Origin of the sequence: Aminobacterium sp. UBA4987, from assembly GCF_002396985.1 — a bacterium.
GTDB classification, from domain to species: domain Bacteria; phylum Synergistota; class Synergistia; order Synergistales; family Aminobacteriaceae; genus Aminobacterium; species Aminobacterium colombiense.
Genome location: NZ_DGZF01000001.1, coordinates 196,856 through 218,446, shown reverse-complemented (window position 1 = coordinate 218,446; position 21,591 = coordinate 196,856). Strand labels below are relative to the sequence as shown.

Annotated in this window: 19 protein-coding genes; all 19 read right to left on the bottom strand. The window is 44.2% G+C overall.

Annotated elements, in window-relative coordinates; genetic code table 11:
* Positions 1-12: 12 nt before the first annotated feature.
* On the bottom strand, positions 13-1,092 hold the full coding sequence (locus tag B2U56_RS01075) for a rod shape-determining protein (protein WP_286951704.1): 1,080 nt from the start codon (positions 1,090-1,092) through the stop codon (positions 13-15).
* A complete protein-coding gene (gene radC, locus B2U56_RS01070; RefSeq protein ID WP_286951664.1) occupies positions 1,089-1,763 on the bottom strand; it encodes a RadC family protein in 675 nt (224 codons plus the stop codon). Before radC ends, B2U56_RS01075 begins: the two co-directional genes overlap by 4 nt.
* On the bottom strand, positions 1,760-2,407 hold the full coding sequence (locus B2U56_RS01065; RefSeq protein ID WP_286951661.1) for an MBL fold metallo-hydrolase: 648 nt from the start codon (positions 2,405-2,407) through the stop codon (positions 1,760-1,762). The genes radC and B2U56_RS01065 overlap by 4 nt, the downstream gene beginning before the upstream one ends.
* The gene (dtd, locus tag B2U56_RS01060) at positions 2,407-2,856 is read right to left on the bottom strand and encodes a D-aminoacyl-tRNA deacylase (protein WP_286951660.1); all 450 of its coding nucleotides are present in this window, start codon (positions 2,854-2,856) and stop codon (positions 2,407-2,409) included. The genes B2U56_RS01065 and dtd overlap by 1 nt, the downstream gene beginning before the upstream one ends.
* A 6-nt stretch (positions 2,857-2,862) precedes the next feature.
* Positions 2,863-5,178, bottom strand: coding sequence for a RelA/SpoT family protein (locus B2U56_RS01055; protein WP_286951659.1), 2,316 nt, complete (start codon positions 5,176-5,178; stop codon positions 2,863-2,865).
* A 19-nt stretch (positions 5,179-5,197) separates the two neighbouring features.
* Positions 5,198-6,862, bottom strand: coding sequence for a single-stranded-DNA-specific exonuclease RecJ (locus B2U56_RS01050; protein WP_286951657.1), 1,665 nt, complete (start codon positions 6,860-6,862; stop codon positions 5,198-5,200).
* Positions 6,859-7,272: a LapA family protein gene (locus B2U56_RS01045; protein ID WP_286951655.1), complete on the bottom strand. Its 414-nt coding sequence runs from the start codon at positions 7,270-7,272 to the stop codon at positions 6,859-6,861. The genes B2U56_RS01050 and B2U56_RS01045 overlap by 4 nt, the downstream gene beginning before the upstream one ends.
* Positions 7,273-7,300: 28 nt before the next feature.
* Positions 7,301-8,758, bottom strand: coding sequence for a radical SAM protein (locus B2U56_RS01040; protein ID WP_286951653.1), 1,458 nt, complete (start codon positions 8,756-8,758; stop codon positions 7,301-7,303).
* 179 nt (positions 8,759-8,937) lie between these two features.
* Positions 8,938-9,816, bottom strand: coding sequence for a protein translocase subunit SecF (gene secF, locus B2U56_RS01035; RefSeq protein ID WP_286951652.1), 879 nt, complete (start codon positions 9,814-9,816; stop codon positions 8,938-8,940).
* A gap of 18 nt (positions 9,817-9,834) precedes the next feature.
* Entirely contained in the window at positions 9,835-11,229 is a 1,395-nt protein-coding gene (gene secD, locus B2U56_RS01030; protein ID WP_286951651.1) for a protein translocase subunit SecD, read from the bottom strand.
* A 117-nt stretch (positions 11,230-11,346) separates the two neighbouring features.
* Positions 11,347-11,751: a preprotein translocase subunit YajC gene (gene yajC, locus B2U56_RS01025; protein ID WP_286951649.1), complete on the bottom strand. Its 405-nt coding sequence runs from the start codon at positions 11,749-11,751 to the stop codon at positions 11,347-11,349.
* A gap of 85 nt (positions 11,752-11,836) precedes the next feature.
* Positions 11,837-12,466: a redox-sensing transcriptional repressor Rex gene (locus B2U56_RS01020; protein ID WP_013047991.1), complete on the bottom strand. Its 630-nt coding sequence runs from the start codon at positions 12,464-12,466 to the stop codon at positions 11,837-11,839.
* Between the two features lie 44 nt (positions 12,467-12,510).
* Positions 12,511-13,797, bottom strand: a complete 1,287-nt coding sequence (gene eno / locus B2U56_RS01015) for a phosphopyruvate hydratase (RefSeq protein ID WP_286951647.1) — start codon at positions 13,795-13,797, stop codon at positions 12,511-12,513.
* A gap of 36 nt (positions 13,798-13,833) precedes the next feature.
* On the bottom strand, positions 13,834-14,109 hold the full coding sequence (locus B2U56_RS01010; RefSeq protein ID WP_286951645.1) for a S4 domain-containing protein: 276 nt from the start codon (positions 14,107-14,109) through the stop codon (positions 13,834-13,836).
* Positions 14,110-14,155: 46 nt separating this feature from the next.
* The gene (gene dnaG, locus B2U56_RS01005; RefSeq protein ID WP_286951642.1) at positions 14,156-15,901 is read right to left on the bottom strand and encodes a DNA primase; all 1,746 of its coding nucleotides are present in this window, start codon (positions 15,899-15,901) and stop codon (positions 14,156-14,158) included.
* Between the two features lie 91 nt (positions 15,902-15,992).
* The gene (locus B2U56_RS01000) at positions 15,993-17,948 is read right to left on the bottom strand and encodes a sodium-translocating pyrophosphatase (RefSeq protein ID WP_286951640.1); all 1,956 of its coding nucleotides are present in this window, start codon (positions 17,946-17,948) and stop codon (positions 15,993-15,995) included.
* Between the two features lie 123 nt (positions 17,949-18,071).
* Positions 18,072-18,719, bottom strand: a complete 648-nt coding sequence (locus B2U56_RS00995) for a molybdopterin-guanine dinucleotide biosynthesis protein MobB (RefSeq protein ID WP_286951639.1) — start codon at positions 18,717-18,719, stop codon at positions 18,072-18,074.
* A 9-nt stretch (positions 18,720-18,728) separates the two neighbouring features.
* Positions 18,729-19,937 (bottom strand): AI-2E family transporter, encoded by a 1,209-nt coding sequence (locus tag B2U56_RS00990; RefSeq protein ID WP_286951638.1) that lies wholly within the window; start codon positions 19,935-19,937, stop codon positions 18,729-18,731.
* Between the two features lie 12 nt (positions 19,938-19,949).
* The gene (gene guaA, locus B2U56_RS00985; RefSeq protein ID WP_286951635.1) at positions 19,950-21,482 is read right to left on the bottom strand and encodes a glutamine-hydrolyzing GMP synthase; all 1,533 of its coding nucleotides are present in this window, start codon (positions 21,480-21,482) and stop codon (positions 19,950-19,952) included.
* Between the last annotated feature and the right edge of the window lie 109 nt (positions 21,483-21,591).

Sequence of the window (21,591 nt, the reverse complement as noted above, 5' to 3'; positions counted from 1 at the left end):
ATCTCCCGAACATTACTGAGAGCCTTTCTCCACAGAGAGAAGAACTTTTTTCATATCGTCAAGATTCTCAAGTATTTTCCCTACCCCCTGTGCTACGGAAAAGAGAGGATCCTCCGCCAATATTACAGGGGTACTCAAAGCGCGAGAAAACCGCTCAGATAGTCCTCTTAGCTGAGAAACCCCGCCCGAAAGTATTATTCCCTGATCTACTATATCTTTTGCAAGTTCAGGTGGGGTCTGCTCCAGGGCGACTTTTACCATATCTTCAATTCGGCGTATTATAGGCTCAAGGGCTTCTCTAACCTCGTACGAGGTCACCATGTCAGCCTTTGGCAACCCATCTGCCAGATCTCGCCCCTTTACGACCATTTCCAGTTCGTCTTCCATAGGGAGAGCCGTTCCTATCTGCATTTTTACTTCTTCTGCAGTGGTATCACCAATAAGGAGAGCATACTTTTGACGGAGCATGGCAATAATAGCTTCGTCCATATCCTTACCTGCCGTACGAAGGGAGTTCGTAACCACAATGCCGCCCAGAGAAAGGACTGCGACCTCGCTTGTACCGCCGCCAATATCAAGTATCATACTTCCCCGAGGCTCTTTTATTGGAAGACCTACTCCGATGGCAGCAGCAATTGGCTCTTCCACTACATAGGCTTCTCTGGCTCCAGAGCCCAAAGTGGCATCTACAACTGCTTTTCTTTCTACCTCTGTAACCTCGGCAGGCACTGATATGACTACTCGGGGATGGGCGAGTACAGTACTTCCCCCCGCAGCTCTTTTAAGACAATATCGAATTAATTCTTCTGTCATATCGTAATTGGCTATAACACCATCCTGCAGCGGCCAAATAGTATAAACTCCTGTAGGTGTTTTGCCCGCCATAGCCTTTGCTTCATTTCCGACAGCTATAACTTCTATTTTGCCGCCGCCTTTTATTTTTTTACGGATGGCTACAGCAGAAGGCTCGTTAAAAACTATCCCTTTCCCCTTAATGTATACCACTATATTAGCTGTCCCCAAGTCAATCCCTACGTCAGTACCGAACATCCCAGAAATAAATCTGAACACTTGTACACTCCCCACCTTCATGCGGTATATCCTGGAGGAATTTGCACCCATTCCCCCCTAGCTGCTATAAAGTGCCCGACAAAGCTTATGTCAAGCACGCTAAGACTGCGCTCAACAAACTCGGTTAGCATTATATCTTCCCGGCTTGGTCTTAATGTGCCGTTGGGATGGTTGTGGATCAAAACCATTCCTCTAGCATCAAGACGTACGGCCTTTCGAAATAAATATTTTACATCAAGGAATGCTCCTTCAATACCTCCATATGATACTCTTTCCTTTGAAATCACGCCTCCTTTTCTGTCAAGGAAAAGAGAAACTATGATTTCTCGCTCTTCTTCTGAAAGGAGTCGACACAGAAAGCTTAAAGTTTTCCTCCATTCGTCTCTTTCACTTTCTATATTTGTATCACATGCCATCAATCTTTTGCCTAGTTCAAGAGCCGCGACCAGCACTGCCACTTTAGCTTTACCCATCCCTTTGACCTGAAGTATTTCTGAAATTGAAGCCTTTGAGATGCCCTTCAACCCCCCGAAAAGATGGAGCAACTCCCCGGACAATCCTAGTACATCCTTGTTTCCGCTACCCGTTCGAAGAAGGATAGCAATAAGCTCCGCAAGAGAAAGAGCCGACGCCCCTTCCCGAAAAAGCCTTTCCCGTGGTCGTTCTGAAAAAGGCAGTTGTTTCAATTTCACTTCACTTGTGACTCCCTATCAGGCCAAAAAGGATTCCATTCTCTCTCTTGGCCTATTGTGGTTTCCGGGCCGTGACCGGGGAGCACTGGCATCGTGTCAGGCAAAACTGTTAATTTACGAAGGGAAAGAGCGAGGATTTCACTATCTCCGCCTGGTAGATCCGTCCTTCCCACACTCCTGGCAAAAAGAGTATCTCCCGATAAAAGAAGAGATTCATTATGCTTTTTCACCACATAGCAAATGCTGCCAGGGGTGTGCCCTGGGGTGGCTATGACAGAAATCGTATATTCACCTATCTGGATCTGGTCTGAATCCGCAAGCAACAAAGAAGCATTCCAGCCTTCAAAATCCAGCCCCATCCACTGGGAAAGATTCAGATTTGGATTGTTCAATAGTTTCTCATCTTCTGTCGCAACAGCAACTCCTTTAGATGCATAAGGAGCAAGCATGGGGATTCCCCCAATATGGTCAATATGCCCATGAGTTAAAAGAATCCATTCAAGATGAATCTTCTGTTCCTCTAAAAAAGCGATGACATCGCAGACCTCTCCGCCTGGATCGACAAAAAAACCTCTCTTATGACTATCCCAGAAGAGGTATCCATTTGTCCATAGAGCCCCCAGGGGGAAACGTTTATAATCCATTAGGCTCCCTCCGGTGTATCAATAATAAGGGTGACCGGCCCATCGTTAACAAGCTCAACCATCATATGAGCCTGAAAAACCCCTGTCTGAACTGGTATATTCCGTTCTTTTGCCTTTGTTACAAAAACGTTATAAAGGGCGTCAGCTACTTCTGGTGGCGCTGCCTCAACAAAAGAAGGACGCCGCCCCTTTCGACAGTTGCCATACAAAGTAAACTGAGAAACCACAAGCAACTTCCCCCCCACATCCAAGAGAGAGCGGTTTAGCTTCCTTTCCTCGTCTTCAAACACCCTCAAGTTTACTATTTTCTCCACAAGCCATTCTGCATCAGCCGCTGTGTCTTTTCCTGAAACGCCTAACAAAACAAGAAGCCCTTGATCTATGGAACTTACTTTTTCTCCTTCTACGCAAACAGAAGCAGATGAAACTCTTTGTACAACAGCTCGCATACATCTTCACCCCCGGGTTACTTCTATAACGTTCTTAACCGCATTAAGTTTGGCAACAATAGCATATAGATGTTCGATATCCCGTACTCTGATCTCAATTTTCATCCGGGCGAGTGTTCCCCCAACTACGTTCGCCTTTATACCCACAATGTTTCCATCACTTGCCATTATAGCTTGAGCCACGTCTGTAAAAAGACCAGATCTATCCATTGCTTCAAGCTTCAGCCTCGTAGTATATCTGTTCCCCCGTGTCCCTGACCCCCATGAAATCTGTATAAGCCTTGTTTCTCCTGCCTCTTCCACATTCGGACAACCTGATCTATGAACAGTTATTCCTCGGCTACGGGTCGAGTATCCTACAATCTCATCCCCTGGGACTGGAAGACAGCAATTTGCGATAACCACCTGAACGCCTTCCGCTCCTTCTACTATAATATCGGAATCTGTTTTCTTTATGCCAGCAAGAGGCATCTCTTCCGGAATTTCTGGTAAAGCGGGAACTTGCGTTCTACCAATAAGTTTCTGTATAAGCGTCGATGGGCTTAAAGTGTTATTGCCTATGGCGACCAGGATATCCTCACCGTTGGCATGCCCTATATCCCGGGCTATCCTGTTAAGAAGAGGAATCAGGTCTTCATATTCGGCACTGAGATCTTCTATATCCCTTCTTTTAATTTCCCTCTCAAGAAGTTCATGCCCTCGCTCGATCTTTTCTTGCCTTTCTGCTTTTTCCTGCTGTCTAAAGAAGGAACGAATTTTGCCTTTGGCCTTGCTGCTGCGGGCCATTTTAAGCCAGTCTCGGGAGGGAGTTCCTTGAGGTGAAGTAATAATTTTAACAATGTCGCCATTTTTTACTTCATAGGTCAGAGACACAATCCGGTTATTGACCATAGCTCCCACACAGCGGTTTCCAACCTGGGTATGAATGGCATAGGCAAAGTCTATAGGTGTTGATCCCTTGGGCAAAGACACTACTTTCCCCTGGGGGGTAAATACGAAGACATCAGATGTGAGAACATCTTCTTTTAGGCGTTCAAGGAACTCCGTCGGTCCCCCTTCATGATCCCCTTCGAGGGCCTGGCGAATCCACGTAAGGCGGGCATCCAGATCATCAAGGACATTGCCACCCTCTTTATATCTCCAATGAGCGGCGATCCCATATTCCGCGAGACGGTTCATTTCAGCAGATCGTATTTGAACTTCCAGGGGTTCTCCTGTAGGACCAACTACAGTGGTATGAAGTGATTGGTACATATTTGTCTTTGGATTAGCTATGTAGTCATCAAATTGACCTGGGATAGGTTTCCAAATAGTATGGACAATACCCAAAACGGTGTAACAAGCAGCCACATCATCCACTACAACACGCAAGGCTAGGAGATCATAAAGCTGCTCTACGGGAAGTTTTTTGCGATTCATCTTTTCATAGATGCTGTAAAAATGTTTGGCCCGCCCTTTTACTTTAAAATGAATGGATTCCTGTTTTAAACGATCTTGAAGGATTTCTATAGCTTTTTTAATGATAGCTTCCCGCTCAGGCAATTTCTTTCGCACTCTGCGCCGTATCTCATAATACATATCGGGGTCGGAGTATTTAAATGCAAGGTCCTCTAATCCTCTCTTTACCTGGTAGATTCCAAGTCTGTGAGCGAGGGGAGCATATATTTCCAGCGTTTCTTTAGCAATTCGCAGTTGCTTATCCCTGCGAAGAGCTCCTAGGGTCCTCATATTATGAAGTCTGTCCGCCAACTTAATAAGGACAACACGAATATCCTTGGCCATGACAACAAACATTTTACGAAGATTTTCTGCCTGATAGTCTTCAAAAGATTTAAAGGGAAGTTTGCCTAATTTCGTTACGCCATCTACAAGAGTAATAACATCATCGCCAAATGCTGCTTTGACCTTCTCTGCGGAAAGGGCGGTATCCTCTAAAACATCGTGAAGGAGAGCCGCTATAAGAGTAACTAAATCGAGTTGCATGTCTGCAAGTATTGAGGCTACATTTATGCTATGTACAACATATGGGTCGCCACTTGAGCGTTTTTGTTCACCATGAGCATCCGCTGCCATAACAAAGGCTTCGCCAAGTTTCTTCAGTTCTTCTTTGGTCAAATAATATGTCACTTTCGACCATAGCTCATGCCAAGCGAACTTAACAGAAATAGTTCGTTCTGTCTCTGGTATCCGTCCAATATAGCTATCTCGCAACTTCCCCAGAGACTTCTTATCGAGCCCAAGGCTTTTAAGGTGGCGCTCTTGCTCTCTTGGATCTATTGGGTCTATTTCATATTCTAGGGAATCTGTGTGAATTTCTACCATGGCTCGATCACCCTTTAAATCAAGAATCTAACACTATATAATCGAGCATAAATTGAAGACGGGGCTGACCACGCCAAAAATCAACTCGAGGGTGGTATACCCAGCCTGTAATTTGCGACGAGGAAAGGGTTTTCAGAATTTCGACACTATTGAAAGCCACCAGATATTCTGAACCCAATTGTATCTTTAAATGAAGCCCCGTTTTCCCAAGGGGTAAGAACTGCTCATTTCCACATCTTTCGCAATACAATAAGGGGCAAGGATTTCCCATGCCAAAAGGACCAAGATCCAGAGCTGACTTCCAGTCCTGCAAGGTAATTTGAGACGGATGAAGGGCCAGGGCTGAAATTTCCGGATCCTCATATTCCACACTGGCAAGGATGTGTTCTAAATCACCCCTGAGCTTTTCCCAATTATCTTTTGACACAGAAAAACCCGCTGCCTGCTTGTGCCCTCCCCAAGCTTCGAGTTGATCTGAAAGGTGATCAAGAATCTGTACAGCATTACCCCCTTCGGGCATACGCAATGTCCCTCTAATCCAATCCTGAACAGGAGCAGCTAAAACTACGGGTGCATTCTTTTCAGAACAAAGACGGCTCGCCACCCCGCTTAGAACTCCTACTGGCCACGATTCCTCGAAGAGAACGTGCTTAGATCGTTCCTCTACCACCTTTACCGCCTCTTTAGTGATACGGGTTGAAAGGTTTTGCCTCTTCCTGTTTAAGGAAATAAGCTCTTCCACATGGTTTTCAACTGGCTCTTCACCTGTCAGCACTTTTACTGCAAGGTCCGCAAAGGCAAGACGGCCTGCTGCGTTTAAGCAAGGAATAACCTTCATAGCAAGTTGTTCTTCATTTACAAAACGATGGAACAGACCAAGGCGTTTTATAAGTAGTTCCAGCCCAGATCTGGAGGTATAACGAATTCTTTCAATTCCTTCCTTAACCAACGCTCTATTAAGGCTGCCTAATGTCATACAATCAGCAATAGTCGCAAGGGCCACCAGGTCGAGATGTTCTGCAAGCCATTCCATAGGCATTATTTTAAATTGATAGGCCCACAGCCAAAGAACCGCAGTAGCACAAAGAAGCTTCCCTTCCTTATCACCATCTATCTGCGGATTAACTATGAAAGAGGCTGGCAACTCCCCTTTCTCCGGGAGGTGGTGATCAAAAACAAAGACATTCATTCCAGTCTGTTGCGCTTCCTTTAAAATATCCCCATCCTTTGTGCCACAGTCCACGATGATCAATGTATCACAACCTGCGGCAAGAAGTTGTTGTACAACCTGGCGATGGAGCCCATATCCTTCCATATGTCGATGAGGAATATAGTAACGTACCCCTGTTGCCCTCTCTTTACATAATTCCATTGCAAGAGTAGTAGATGAAACGCCGTCAACATCGTAATCTCCATAAACAACTACATTTCCAAGGGATGATAGCCTCTGCCATCTCTCGGCCATCGCTCTTGCGCCTTCTCCAAGAAAACATGAGGCTGCAAAGAAATCAAGGCTCGGACTAAGCCAGGCCCGAGCCTTATCGATATCATGGAGAGAAACTCTTCCCTGCATTTCTAATATAGCTGCTACAAAGGGTGGACAGCTTAATTCTATAGCAATTCTGTGGCAAGAATCCTCAAGAGTGGTCACATTTAATTTAGATCGCAAACAAAAAGATGTCACTGTTGTTCATTTTCCTCTCTTGGTGTAGTTTCAAACTCTTCTTTCAATGTTTCCAAAGGCTCCGAAGGAAGAACAATACAGTTCTCTTTGCCTTCCTCAACATAGGAAGTTACATTTGATGTGGCATTTAAAGCATTCAGCAAAGAAGTGCGTTCTTCTTCCAGTTTTTTCATTTTACCATCGAGCTCTCGAATCTGTTTCTTATACTTCCCACGAGATTCAAGGGCTGCTGACATGGAAACCAACCACATGAGAACGCAGCCTCCTGCAAAAACAGCCACTTCCCAGATACCTTGAGGAACCTGCCGTGTCCAAATTAAAAAATTGACAGTAATTTCTCCTGTATTTTGAAAGGCGAATACAGCCGATATTAGCATAGCAAGTCCTACTGCCAAAGCATAACTTCTCATGTGACTCCCTCCTAAGGATCCAGCCATATTATTTTTCTTTAGAACCAGTGGGTAAGGTCATCCTTTCAAGCCATTCTTTCTTATCTTCTTTCTCGAGGCTCTTCAGATATTTTCCCTTTTCTCTTTTTTCCCATAAGGGATCGTAAATTTCCTTTATCTCTTGCGCATATTCATCAAGCGCACGAGGAATCTCTCCTGAGAGAAGATTGCCCAAACCCCCGTGACATGGTCTGGCTCCAAATTTAGTTACCACTTCCCTGAGTACATCTGGATGATCCAGAATCATACATGGACGAAGAAGATTATCTTCTCCGTCGTAGGGGAGCTGGTTACGAATATACGTGAAGAAAGGACTTCGTGCAATGTCAACAAGGGATTTTTGGCGAATATTATCCACAGCAAAAGGCACAAAAACACATGGTTCTACGCTTCCATCTGAAATTATATGCCAATATCGCTCTCCTGCCGCCATACATCCGTCAACATAGGGACCGTCGTTCCAAAAATCACCGATAAAAATAGGACAATCATCTCTGTGGCGCCATTCCTCTACTTTTTCGTGAAGTCTTGCCCTTTGATGGGGTGTTGCCATATAACTTAAGTCCGGATTTTCACCTACAGGAACATATTGGAAAAACCAGCCGACTTTACAGCCCCGCTGAATCATGGTCTGAATAAACTCATCACTGGCCATATAATCTGCAGCAGAACGAGTGTAAGTGGCACTGAAACCAAACATGACCCCTGCCTCGTTTAATCTTTGGTAAGCAGCTATCACTTTATCATAAACGCCAGGACCACGGCGAAAATCCGTTTGTTCTCGACTCCCTTCAACTGAGATCATAGGCATTACGTTGCCAAGTTTAACAAGACGATCCACCATTTTCTCATCAAGAAGGGTTCCGTTTGTGTATACCTGGAAATAACAATCATTATGTTTTTCCCATAAGTCTAAAAGATCGTTACGGAAGAAGGCCTCTCCCCCCGAAAAAGTGAAAAAATACATCCCGAGATCCTTAGCATCTTTTAAGAGATTGTCCAGCTCATAAAAGGTGAGTTCTCTGCTCGTATCATACTCTGCAGCATAGCAGCCTTTGCAGTGAAGATTGCATTTCATCGTGGGGCTGATCACCATAAAATTAGGAAGGTGAACATCATATTCTTTCTCTTTTTGATCCCTGATACCCCGACCAAGAACCATAAAGTTAACAACTAGATTGTGAATGAACTTGGAAAGGCAATGGGGGTTAAGCTCCAGAGCAATTCTTTTAACGAAACCTACAAAAGGATCATTCTTTTCTATCATGTCAGCGAGCAGTTTAAATGTTTCTCTATGATAGCGTGCCGGTGCGATGCTGGCTATTCCCCTAAAAAGAGATGTTAAGTTTTTCTCATCCCCTTTTTTGAGCATGGAGGCTGCCTTTTCAATAGCTTTTTGAGAAAGAATTCCCTTTGCTCTATCAATCACAGTAATGGCCACTTTCATCATCTCCTTTAAGTGATTTTGATTTTGACCATTTACTTTGCAAAAAGGTAGATTTTATTCATTTTAATGGAGTATTTATATTTAGTAAAGCAACGCCAAACCCTGTTCACTTTATAAGAAACAAGGGGGCCCTAAAAGCCCCCTTGTTGTCATGCCATAAAAAGTTTAGATAGTTACTGCTACTTCTTATTATCGGGATATCTCAAATACCATTCGGCCAGAAGGGAACTTGCAATACAGATTGAACTGTATGTTCCAACCAAAATACCTAAAAGAAGCGCGAAGGAGAAGTTGGCTATTACAGCGCCACCCCAGATGAAAAGGGCTAAAACTGGGAAAAAGGTTGTTAAGGATGTATTGATAGTTCTAGAGAGAGTCTGGTTTATAGACATGTCTAGTACTTTAAGAAGTCCCTCCTGCCTTAAATACTTCCAATTTTCCCTCACCCTGTCAAACACTACTATTGTATCATTAAGAGAGTAACCCACAATAGTTAAAATAGCAGCTATGAAGGGTAATGATATCTCGCGTCCCAGCAAACTGAAAATTCCCAGGGTTATAATAGTGTCATGCATAAGGGCAACAACACTGACAACAGCAAAGCGAAATTTAAAGCGGACCGTGATATAAGCCAATATTCCAAGAAGAGCTAAACTCACAGCCAGAAAGGCTTCTCTTCGTAATTTTTCACCTACTACAGGACCTACCTTTTCAAATCGCAGTACTTCCATACCTGGATACTTATCTTTCAATGTTTGAATCACTTCTTTGCGTGATTCTTCAGAATCTACATTCACTCGAATAATGACGCCTTTATCACTATACCCCTGAATTACAGCCTGTTTCTGACCAATTTCCGCCAAAGTATCCCTGACGTCGCCAACAGGAACTTGTGAGGCGAACTCTACCTGAATAAGATTCCCCCCTGTGAAATCAATACCGAGGTTAAGTCCCTTGGTAAAAAGAAGCACTAGACTCACTACTACAAGCCCCAGGCTTAGAAGGATCGCTTGCCTTCGATATTTCATAAATGGAAATGAGAAATTTTTTCTGAACATGTCGCAAACCTCCCTCGCCTATGAACGATTCCCTATAAATGAGGCCTTAGAACCGCTCATAAGAACCTGTAAAAGCACACGCGTCACTACTACTGCGCTAAAAACGCTTGCCAATATACCAATGCTCAATGTCACAGCGAAACCTCTCACTGGACCACTTCCAAAGTAATAGAGCACTCCTGCTGCAATAAGAGTAGTAATATTGGCATCAAGTATGGTGGTCAAGGCTTTTTTAAATCCAGCATCAACTGCCGCGGTAGGCGTTTTCCCCAATTTTGCTTCTTCGATTATCCGCTCGTAAATTAATATATTTCCGTCAACAGCCATGCCTATGGTTAATATGATGCCAGCAATACCAGGTAGGGTTAGAGTTGCCTTTAAGCTAATAAGGCCCGCAAAAACCAATAGGATACAAACACTAAGGGCAATATCGGCAGCTATGCCAAGAGTCCTGTAATAAAGCAACATAAAGCCCAGAACTAACAAGGTCCCGATAAGCCCCGCCTTAAGCCCGGCGTTGATAGAATCTGCTCCCAGGCTTGGCCCCACTGATCTATTCTCAAGAACGTCTACAGGCACGGGCAGTGCTCCTGCACGAAGCATAATAGCCAGTCTCTGAGCTTCCGCAGTAGAAAAACGTCCTGAGATCTGTGCATTTCCACCACTTATCCGTTCCTGAACTACCGGGGCCGAAACCACATTCCCATCAAGAACAATGGCGATCTGTTTTCCTACATTTTCCACTGTGGCCTGTTCAAAGAGTTTTGCCCCCTCAGAGTTAAATTCAAGGGTAACTACAGCACGGCCAAGATTGTCAAATTGTGTTTTGGCATCTACAAGGTGTTTACCGCTTACAAGAGATGGGCCCAGCAAAAAGTATCGGTCTTCTTCATCCTTGGCAACAATATCACCACCTGCAGCCCCCACTTGCTTCTCTAGCTCACTTTTATATGTTTCTATTTCTTTTTTTGCGTCGTTCCATCGCTTCTGAGCAGCCTGAAATTCATCATCACTGGTATAATTCGGACGCTCTGGACCAGGAGGCGTCGCAGGAGTCGCACCAAGCACTTTCCTAAACTCAAGCAATGCTGTCTTGCCAATTAATTCAAGGGCCGCCTCCGGATCTTCCACCCCTGGCAAGTCAACAATAACGCGATCACGCCCTTCCCTTTGAATAACGGGCTCCGCTACGCCGTACTGATCAATACGGTTCCTTAGAACAGCGAGAAGGCGCTCTATGCTATCATCTGTCAGCGCACTTCCAGGAATAGACTTTGCCTGGAGAACAATATGAGCTCCACCTTTCAAGTCAAGACCTAAATTTATCCTCCCTTTAACAGGGAAGACCGAAAAGAGTGCGGCCAAAACCACTACAACAACTATAGCAAGCCGCCAACGGTCTTTTTTCAACATGACTTTACCCTCCCTAAACCTCAAGTTCCGCGTTTTTTCACAATTGATAAAACCAAAGCAAATGGAGTGGACACTCTGAATGCCCTCTCCATTTGTATATAAATTTATTATGTTACCTTATTTTTTCTCGTTTTCTTCGGTTGTCTTTTCTTCTATTTTGTGTTCCTCAGAAACTTTTTTAGGTTCTTCAGAAACTTTTTCTTTCTCTTGCTCAGCCGAAGATGATCTCTTGTTGACAATTGAAGACTTAAGAATGCGCACCTTTACGCCGTCAGCAATTTCAAGGATGATGCTATCATCTTTAACTTCGCGAATAATACCAAAAAAACCACCCGCTGTTATAACCTGATCGCCTCGGGTCAAGGCCGCCAACAGATCATCATGCTGTTTCTGACGTTTCTTCTGGGGACGAATAATGAAGAAATAAAAAATAAGCACAAATATAACAAGGGGGAAAAGCATTCCCAAAAGACCACCTTGTGCTCCTCCTGCTCCAGTTGTCTGACCGCATTGCTGATTCAAAGAAAACGCCTCCTCTACTTAATTCATCCTTTGGGTTTTAACAAGTGATATTCTAACAGAATATCGTAAGCGTGAAAGGAGCTTTTTAGCGCTCTTCACGATGTTTGAGGTAGAAAAGCAACTTTTCCAGTTCTACTGAGATATCAACGCTATAAATAAGCACACTATCAGGTGCCACTATTGACAAGGGAGAAAAGTTTAAAATCCCCTTGACTGTTCCCGCCTGTACTATTTTGTCCACACATTCCTGGGCTACAGAAGAAGGCACCGTGAGTATTACGACCTCTATGCCATTTTTTCTCATAACATCACTGATGTCATCTACGTGGTAGCAAGATATGCCTGCTATTTTTCTCCCGACTTTTTCTGGATTCACATCAAAGAGCGCCTTTATATCAAATTTGGGACTTTTAAAGGCTTTATGTCCGAGAAGAGCTTCACCCAGGCGGCCGACCCCTATAAGCGCTATAGGCCACTTGCGAGGTGAGGCCAGGATTCCGTCAATATGCCTGTATAGTTTTTCTACGTGATATCCAACCCCCCGCTTTCCTATTTCACCAAAATAAGAAAGATCTTTTCTTACCTGACTTGCTTTAAAGGCCAGCATTTCCCCTATTTCCTGGGAAGACACTACTTTTTGCCCCTCATTATAAAGCTGTTCTAACAATCGGTGATATTGAACAAGTCTTTCAACCGTAGGTTCTGCTATTTTCATAATTTCACGTCCTTAGTTTTTCTAAAAAATATGAAAAACCCTTATTACCTGCAAATATTAAAACGAGTCAAACCTGCATACTCTGTGCCCAGACCGCTGCTTATTTCTTCTTCTATACGTAAAAGCTGGTTATATTTTGCCACACGATCCGTACGTGCAGGAGCTCCACTTTTAATTTGACCAGCTCCAGTTGCGACCGCTAGGTCGCTGATGAAAGTATCATCTGTCTCTCCTGACCGATGAGATATAACTGTACTATATCTCTGTCGTATAGCCATATCAATAACTTTCATGGTTTCTGTCACAGTTCCGATCTGATTTAATTTAATCAAAATGGAGTTAGCAACCCCTTGACAAATTCCCCGCTCAAGACGTTCAGGGTTGGTTACAAAAAGGTCATCTCCCACTAACTGCATACTTTTGCCCAAGTTTTTCGTCAAAACAGACCAGCCGTCCCAGTCATCTTCAGCCATGCCATCTTCAATAGAAACTATAGGATAGGCTTTGCATAGATCACCATAATAAGATACTATTTCTTCTCTTGTTAAGATCTTGCCTTCTCCTTCAAAATTATAGCAGCCGTCTTTATAGAGCTCGGAAGCAGCTACATCAAGTGCCAGGCTAATTTGATCACCAGGAGTGTAACCGGCACTTTCTACTGCCTCTAAAATCAAATCAAGGGCTTGCCTATTGCTTTGTAGGTTAGGGGCAAAACCGCCTTCGTCACCAATCCCAGTGCTGTAGCCGCGATTTATAAGAGTTTTTTTTAGGGCGTGGTAAGTTTCCACTGCCATTCGAAGGGCCTCTGTAAAAGAACCTGCACCATGGGGAACAATCATAAACTCCTGGATATCCAGATTATTATCAGCATGGGCGCCACCATTAATTACATTCATCATAGGGGTTGGCAACAGATTGGGTCCTATGCCCCCCAAATAGGCCCATAGAGGAAGACCGTGGTCCTCTGCCGCAGCTCTGGCCACCGCCATGGAGACACCAAGCATGGCATTAGCGCCGAGGTTGGACTTATTCTGAGTTCCATCCAGTTGAACCATAGCCATATCAATGGCCATTTGTTCAGAAGGATCTGCCCCTATTAATTCTGGCCCTATTTTATCATTTACATTTCCTACAGCTGTCTGTACCCCCTTACCCATATAGCGATCTCCGCCATCTCTTAATTCAAGAGCTTCATGGGTTCCTGTGGATGCTCCCGATGGGACAGCTGCTGTTCCAATAATGCCATTATCAAGCCAAACTTCCACTTCAACAGTAGGATTTCCCCGGGAATCGAGGATTTCTCTGCCATATACACCCGCAATTACTCCCATGCCTATCATCTCCATTTTTAATTTTAATGAGTAATGCTACCACGGCTTTTCGTCGCTATTAACTCTTCGTTCTTCCTGCAACACATAAGGTGGGGACTGTTTCTTTCTGAGTTCTTTTTCATCATCAACTAAGACTGTAACTTTTAGAATCCGTGTCATATATGCAATTTCAACAGTATCCCCTACACGGACTTGAGCAGAGGAACGACACTGGCGACCATTGAGCCGCACCGCACCTATATCTATCATTTCTTGCGCCACGACCCTTCTCTTTACAAGTCGGGACTCTTTAAGATATTTGTCTAGCCTCACACATTGTTCCTCCATACACAAATTCAAATTAAGTATAACAAAAATTCTATGAGCGAGATTTCAATTTTTTTGCAATTTTACTATACTCTTCGAGGTCTTCCTTTGAAGCTTCTCCTCGAAGCATCCTTTCATGAATCTTTTTAAAGACCTCTTCTCCTCTCCTTCTCTCTAAAGCCAATGAGATCGCATCCCAACAATCCTGATCTTCACTGAAAGAATCGCAGAAAGCTCCTCCACCGGCAAGAATGGCAAAGGGTGTTGTTTCATTTAGAGTTCTCCAATGTTCCTCAAGGCTTTCTGGGGAATGGCCTGAGAAAATAGCTGCTAACATGTTTTTTACACCTTCATTTTCAACGAGGCGAAAAACTTCCTCTGGCCGCGCCACCCGCCTCCGGGCTATATCGTTCCAGAGACAGTATACAAGAGCGGCTTCGAGAGGATCAACAACTGAATTTCGAGAAGAGTTTCCATTATTATTCATGTTTTTATAACTCTGCTCTGAAGAAATTATTTTTTGTGATTTTTTCGCTGAGCGAATTAATTCCAGCTGCTCTTGCAGTTCATAAGGGAGAATCCCCAGGGCGGCACTGACACTTGAAAGAAATGGAGCTATATCAATAGGGCTAAGTTGAGATAACCCTTGTAGCAAGTCCTCCGCAGCCGACCTTCTTGTATCAGGATTTTCCAGTTGCTTTTGCCTAAGGGAGAGATGAAAAAGCACAAGAGGCAAAGCTCTCTCCATTGCTTTTCTAAAAAGCACTCTCCCTTCTTCGTTAGCAAGAAGGTCATCTGGGTCTTTTCCTGAAAGCAGTTCTACAACACGAACATCAAGGCCGCACTGCTGCAAAACATACATGCCTCGCACCGCAGCTTCCTGCCCTGCCGTGTCAGAATCGTAACAAATAAAGCAATTGTTAGTAAAACGCTTTAACAACCGCGCTTGATCTTCTGTAAGGGAAGTTCCCAACGAAGCAACTGCCTCTTTATACCCTGTCATGTGCAAACGGATAGCATCCATGTACCCTTCAACAAGAATCACTCTGTTTTTTTCACGTATTTCCTGTTTAGCCATATGAAGCAAATAAAGGTTCTGCCGTTTGCTATATAAGACACCTTCCGGACTATTTATATATTTTGCGCTATCTCCATCAATGATTCTGCCGCCAAAAGCAAGAAGCCGACCAGACACATCTCTAATAGGGAAGATCACCCTCCCTCGAAACCTGTCATATATGCCTTTCGCCCCTTCAATAACAAGACCGCAATCAAGGGCTTCTTTCAAAGAAACTTTTTCTTTTAAAAGAAGGCGCCATAATGAATCCCAAGTAGGCGGCGCCCAACCTATCTCAAAAAGAGAAGCGCTCTCTATATTCATTCCTCGTGAATTAAGGTATTGTTGTGCCAAACGGCCGCCTTGATTTTTCAATGATGAGCGATAAAAAAACAAAGAAGTTTCCATTATATCGTAAAGTGAGCGTTTCCCTTTTCTTGGAAAATGGCTTGAACTTGTTTCAACTTCAACCCCGGCTCTTTGAGCAAGAAGTTCCAAGGCCTCTCTAAAATTCAATCCTTCTATTTTCATTATGAACGAAAAAACATCTCCTCCTTCGCCACACCCAAAACAATGAAATGTCTGGCGGTCTGGAGAAACGATAAATGATGGCGTTTTTTCCTGATGAAAGGGACATAGTCCCTTTAGATTTTTACCAGTTTTGTGCAGGCGAACGTAATCCCCCACAACATCTGCTATGTCAAGCCGATCTTTTATCTGACGGACTACATCATCACCCACTCGATCTCACCTCCATAAAATAATAAAGAGAGGGGAAGGATGGAGGTCCTTCCCCTCTAAATGATACACCCTTTTGAAAAATCCTGTCTTTTTATATAAAGAGAGGAGCAAGAACCAGGGCAACGACAGTCATAAGTTTGATCAAGATGTTCAAACTGGGTCCAGCCGTGTCTTTAAAGGGGTCACCTACTGTGTCTCCCACAACAGCTGCGGCATGATTGCTTGTTCCCTTGCCACCAAAGTTGCCTTCTTCAATAAACTTTTTTGCATTGTCCCAGGCACCACCAGAGTTCGACATGAAAATAGCCATCATGACACCTGTGACGATAGCTCCACCAAGAAGCCCACCAAGGGCGGCAGGACCTAGGATATACCCCACTAGGACTGGAGTGATAACAGCCAGCAGGCCGGGAAATACCATTTCTTTAAGAGCAGATCCTGTAGAAATATCTACACAGCGTTCATATTCCGGGCGCCCCGTCCCTTCCATAATCCCTGGGATTTCACGGAACTGTCTTCTCACCTCATCTATCATGGACTGAGCGGCTCGTCCAACTGCCTGAATCGTCAAAGCACTGAACAAGAAAGGCAACATCCCACCTATAAACAGCCCCACCATGACATAAGGATCCTTCAAATCGATAGCATCCAGGTTCACAGCGTGAGCATAGGCAGCAAAAAGAGCCAACGCGGTGAGAGCCGCAGACCCAATAGCTAACCCCTTACCCATTGCCGCAGTCGTATTTCCAACAGCATCGAGCTTGTCAGTAATCTCGCGAACTTCATGGGGAAGATGGCTCATTTCAGCGATACCACCGGCATTGTCCGCAATTGGACCGTAGGCATCAACGCTCAATGTCATACCTGTAATAGAAAGCATTCCTACAGCAGCGCAGGCGATGCCAAAGAGGCCTCCAAACTTAAACCCTACAAGGGTTGCCACACAGATCAAAATAACAGGGATAACAGTAGACTTCATTCCCACAGCAATGCCTGAAAGGATAACCGTAGCTGCCCCAGTTTCAGATGATTTGGCAATCTGCTTAACCGCATCATAGTCTCCTGAGGTGTATATTTCTGTAACATAACCAATAAGTACCCCTACTGCTACCCCGGAGAGAACAGACCAGAACAGGGTAAGATCTCCGAATACCGACGTGGTAATAAAGTAAGAACCAAAGATCATTACGCCACCAGTTACAAAGGTCCCAATACGAAGGGCAACTTGAGCGTTCCCACCTTCTTTTACCCTGACAAACATTGTACCAACAATTGCGGAAGCTATGCCAAGGGCAGAAAGCAAAAGAGGATAAAAGACCCCTCTATCTCCAAACATAGTCAGACCAATGGCCATGGCAGCAATAATAGAGTTGACATAGGACTCAAAGAGGTCTGCGCCCATCCCCGCGATATCACCCACATTGTCCCCTACGTTGTCTGCAATAACAGCGGGATTCCTGGGGTCATCTTCTGGGATTCCTGCTTCTACTTTTCCCACAAGATCCGCTCCTACGTCCGCAGCTTTCGTATAAATACCTCCACCGACACGGGCAAAAAGAGCGATAGAGCTAGCGCCAAAACCGAATCCTGTTACAATATTGGGGTCTTTGAAAAGAGCGTAACAGATCATAATTCCAAGAACCCCCAGCCCAACAACAGACATCCCCATGACGCTTCCACCTCGGAAAGCAATCCCCAGAGCCTCGTTCATTCCCAAGGTAGCGGCAAAAGAAGTTTTACCATTAGAACGAGTAGCAACAGTCATACCGATATATCCGGCGACAGCACTAAAAAGAGCCCCTACAAGGAATGAAACAGATGTGCCCATCCCTATTGTAAACCAGAGAAGAGCGCCCACAAGAAGAGCAAAGGGGAACAGCCAGCGATACTCCCTTGAAAGGAAAGCCATCGCTCCTCCATGAATAATTTCTGAAAGTTCATTGACCCTTTCGTTTTCAACTTTAAACCTTTTGACTTTGCCATACGCGAAGAACGCGTAAGCAAGAGCCAGAACTCCAGATCCGACAACGATCCAAAACGCATCCATATAAAGAAACCTCCCTTAATTCAAAAAAGCTTGAAAAAGACAGCCCGCCTCAAGGGCGGGCAACTATGGCCAAAAACTCAATCAATTATAGTAAGGAGAGCTAGCAAAGACAAGTGATAAAACCTATTTATCTTTTTCTTTCTTTATAGATATTGCAATATCTCCATTTAATTTATCAGTTTTCTTGAGCGAAGAAAGCATCCCCTTGATTCCCCCCTCTATGAAATCGGAAACAAAGGGTCTTAGAGGAATTTTTTCTCCTTCGATTATTAAAGATAGCCGTTCAGAAGACCTTTCATACAATGCGATGATAAAATCAGCAATAGAAGACTCTTCTCCAAAAGAAAAAAAACGCTTGGTGCCATCTCTCCCCCCTTTTTTTGCTGGCATTGCTTCATAATATGCGACTATGCCAGGAATGTTCCCGGGACATGTATCCGCTTCCCCCAGCCATATTTTATGACAGGGAAAGGATTTTCCACCTTCTAGAAGTAGAATGTCAAAGTTGCTCCCTATTCTGTTTTGAATGTCATAGATCGATATCTCTCCAGGCTTTTCATACCGACACCCATCAACACCCCAATAAAGAGCGGGAATCCCCTGCGACAAGACCTTTCCTGTGTCTGTGTCCATTGGCGATAAAACTTTTTCATGAGAATGCTTTATATACGCAACATGGATCCCTGCCTCTTTCAGATACTTGAGCAATAAAAGGCAAAGTTTCGTTTTGCCGCTATTTTTCATACCGGAAACAGCAAAGATATAAGCCATTGTTAAGGATCACTCCTCTTTTTTCTTCAGCGATACGGCAGAGGATGGTCTAATCCCATATTCTCTGATGTAGTTTTTCCAAATATTACGGTAGCTGTCAAGAAGAAAAATAAAAAGACTTATGACCAATGGTCCGAGGAAAAGACCGAGGAATCCCCATGATGCCAGACCACCAACAACACCTATAAAAATGATCAGGACATGGGCCTTTCCTCCACCAGAAATAAATATGGGGCGGATAAAATTATCGACCATGCTCACAACTATTAATCCCCAAATGGCGAGAATGAACGCTTCTTTGATCTGCCCGCTGTAAAAGAGGTATATTGCGCCAGGTCCCCAGACAAGGGGCGTTCCTATAAAGGGGATCATGGCAAGCAAGGCCATTACCGCGCCAAAAACAGCCGGACTGGGAAGTCCTACATACCACCAGCCTAAAGCTCCAAGAAAGCCCTGCACTCCTGCAGTCAGGGTAATGCCATAAATGACAGCCTGAAGGATTTGTTTCGCTCTGTTAAAAAAAGCCTCTTTCTCTTTTAAAGGAAGGGGAACGATATCATTGACATAGTCAAGAATGATATGGCCGTCCCGTATCATAAAAAACGAGGCCACAACAATCACTATAAGCTGATAGAGGATGCGAATGGTATCCCCAAGAAAGGATCGCGACAGAGTAGCCAGCGTTGAGGCTATCCACGAACCAACTTGTTCTATTACGTTGACGAGAAAGGGGTATTCAGCCAAAAAAGGACGTATTCTCTCCGCCAAGACGTCGGGAAAGAAAACACTCATTATAGTCTTCCCCTGCTCTACATTCACTTTCGAAAGCACTGTAGCAAGATGCCCATATATTCTGATGCCCTCTCTAGCAAGGGTTACTCCTACAAAAATTGACGGAACCACGATCAGAACAATAATCACAGCAGTTGTTAAAGAAGCTGCTATATTAGCATATTTTTTCTTAAGAATTTTTTCATAAATCAGGGTGTAAAAAGGATAAACAAAAAAAGACAAGATCGCAGACCATGCCAGTGGCCGAAGAAGATTAAATGATACCAGATACGCAAGAGCCCCCAAGGCTAAAAACACAACCGTAAAGGGCAGAAAAAAACTTCTAATCCGTTTATAGGGACGCCTGCTCTCATACGCCAAAAGTCTCACCCATTTCAGTTTTTTTACAGAAAAGACGCAGTCATACGGCTGCGCCTTTCCGTGCAAATCTATTACTCTTTATTCCCACTCTATTGTAGAGGGCGGCTTGCTGGTAACATCTAGCACAACTCGATTAATGCCTTTGATAGAATTACAAATACGTCTTGCTGTCCTATCGAGAACATCATACGGAACTCGAACCCAATCAGCCGTCATTCCATCACTTGATTCCACTGCCCTAAGGGCGATAACTTCTGCGTATGTTCTTGAATCTCCCATTACTCCAACGGTCTTTATTGGCAAAAGGACGCAGAAGGACTGCCAAACTGTAAAGTATGTCTCGCTTTTTGAAAATTCCTCCCTGAATATTTCATCTGCCGCCCTTAATGTATCAAGACGGTCCCGAGAAATCTCGCCAAGGCAACGAACAGCTAAACCTGGCCCTGGAAAGGGCTGTCTGTTTACAATTTCTTCCGGAACGCCAAGCAACGCACCTATGGTTCGAACTTCGTCTTTGAATAGATCCCTTAAGGGCTCAAGTACTTTTAATTTCATATCTTCCGGCAAACCACCAACATTATGATGGCTTTTAATGACTGAGGCCCCTTTCCCTTTGTGCCCGCTTTCTATGACATCAGGATAGAGAGTGCCTTGAAGCAACCATTCCGCATTGTGTATTTTGGCTGCCTCTGCCTCAAACACTCGTATAAATGTTTCACCAATAATCTTTCTCTTTTGTTCTGGATCAATAACTCCTTTTAATGCGTCAAGAAAACGGTTACTGGCATCCACATAGTGTACATTTAGATCAAGCTGTTTGTACTTTTCAAGAACCCGCTCCGCCTCACGATGTCTTAACAATCCATTGTTCACGAAGATACATTCAAGGCGATCGCCAATAGCCTTTGATGTAAGGACAGCTGCAACAGTAGAATCAACACCCCCTGAAAGACCGCATATGACCCTGGCGTTTTCTGTCTTCTGCTGTACATCTTTTACCATCATATCGATCCAGCTTCCAAGATCCCAATCGCCAGTGCAGCCACAAATGTTAAAAAGGAAATTGGACAGGATCGTGATCCCGTTTTGTGTATGTGCTACTTCTGGGTGGAATTGCAGTCCCCAAATGCCCTTTTCTTCTATAGCAAAGGCTGCAGGAACGCCGCCATCTGTTTCTGCCAAAAGCAGTGCTCCATCAGGAAGTTTAGCAATATGGTCTCCATGGCTCATCCACACCTCAAAAGTTCCAGGAGCACTTTTGAAGAGCAAAGAATTTAAATCTTTCAATGAGATGGCGGTCCTGCCATACTCTCGGCTCGAACCAGACTCGATCTGCCCACCGAAAAGTTTCGCAATCAGCTGCATTCCATAGCAAACCCCTAATATGGGGACTCCAAATTCAAAAAGCTCCATAGGAACCGTTGGACTATCTTCGTCCATGACACTCTGGGGCCCGCCAGATATGATAATGCCACGTGGCTTGCGTTGGCGAATATCATCTATGCATACATCCCAAGGGATAATTTCGCTATGTACTTTCAGTTCCCTGATCCTCCTGGCAATCAATTGAGTGAACTGAGAGCCACAGTCCAGAATTATGATATTATCCATTTGCATTCCTCCGAAAAAGAACTAAATTCTCAAGGTAAATACGTTATATGAATTATATTACCAGAAAGGGAAGAAGTGTAAAAGAAAAAGCCCCCACAAAGTGGGGGCT